The sequence below is a fragment of the Vibrio sp. Vb0349 genome, from assembly GCF_033338975.1.
In genome coordinates, this window is the sequence record NZ_JAWOTS010000153.1 from 1 (window position 1) to 1,532 (window position 1,532).

Sequence of the window (1,532 nt, forward strand, 5' to 3'; positions counted from 1 at the left end):
CACGAGCAAGCAGCGTAGAAGAACTGGCGTTGGCCTCAAACCGCCAACGTCAACTGGTAGAAAGCTTGCTGAGAAACGGCATCCGCACTCGCTTCATCATGGAGCTCATCTCTGCGGTAAACGAACAAATTATCGAAAAAGCCTTTGAACTGGTGGTGCCACCCGCTTTGCACGACCACTGTTGTTTGATCGTGCTGGGCTCAGAAGGGCGTGGCGAGCAAATTCTTAAGACCGACCAAGACAACGCGCTCATTATTGAAGACGGGCTAGAATGGCCGCATTGCGAACAAGTAATGCAATCATTTACCCATACTCTGCAGCAGCTTGGTTACCCACTCTGCCCCGGCAAAGTGATGGTCAACAACCCGAAATGGGTCAAAACGCAGCAAGAGTGGATCCACACCTTAGATCATTGGATTGCGAAGGCGGAGCCTGAACCAATCATGGACTTGGCGATTTTCAGTGACGCACATGCAGTAGCAGGAAATCGAGAGCTTCTCACCCCAATAGCAAATCACCTCAGAGACAGCATGAAAGATCGCATGCTGGTTTTGTCGGATTTCACGCGCCCTGCTTTGCAATTTTCCGTGCCCCTGACTCTGTTTGGCAACGTAAAAAGTGCCAAGGATGGTTTGGATATCAAACGTGGTGGCATCTTCCCTATCGTGCATGGTATTCGCACCTTGTCGTTGGAATATGCGATTGAAGAAAAAAACACCTTTGAACGCATCGAAGCACTAAGAAAAAAGCGCATCTTAGAACCTGAGACCGCAGACAACTTAAACGAAGCGTTGAAGCTGTTCTTTAAGATTCGCCTTAATCAGCAATTGAGTAAACAAGAAACACTTAACAACATTGATATCAAACAGTTAGACCGAACCGAGCGTGACTTGCTGCGTCATAGCTTGCATGTGGTGAAGAAGTTTAAGCAGTTCTTGGGCTTCCACTATCAAATCCGCGATTAAGCGCTTACACAAGTCAAAATGAGGCGTAGAGGATGAACTGGTTACAACGCAAATATTGGCATTACAAACTGAAAGGCTCGCCTTATCAGTCGCTGTTTTGTGCGCCACACAAAACCGAGTTTGTCTCTTTAGATTGTGAGACCACCAGCCTTGATCCGAACCGTGCTGAGTTGGTAACCATCGCGGCAACCAAAATCATCGACAACCGCATCCTTACCAGTCAGCCTTTTGAAGTACGCCTACGTGCGCCCCAATCGTTAGATTCTAGGTCAGTGAAGATTCATAAAATTCGCCATCAAGATCTGGCTGATGGTATCAGCGAGAAAGAAGCGTTGCTGAAACTGCTCGCGTTCATCGGCAACCGTCCTTTAGTCGGATATCACATTCGCTATGACAAAAAAATTCTCGACCTTGCCTGCCAAAGGCAACTCGGCTTCCCATTGCCAAACCCATTAATTGAAGTCAGCCAGATTTATCACGACAAACTAGAACGGCATTTACCCAATGCCTACTTCGACTTAAGTCTGGATGCGATTTGCAAGCACCTGGAACTGCCCATTCAAGATA

The 1,532-nt window shown here is 47.4% G+C and carries 2 protein-coding genes; both read left to right on the forward strand.

Features of this window, described 5'->3' with window-relative positions; translation table 11 throughout:
• A partial coding sequence (locus tag R7Q47_RS24085; RefSeq protein ID WP_318089703.1) for a DUF294 nucleotidyltransferase-like domain-containing protein occupies positions 1 to 965 on the forward strand: 965 nt, incomplete at its 5' end.
• 32 nt (positions 966 to 997) lie between these two features.
• On the forward strand, positions 998 to 1,532 hold a 535-nt coding region (locus R7Q47_RS24090), incomplete at its 3' end, for a 3'-5' exonuclease (RefSeq protein ID WP_318089705.1).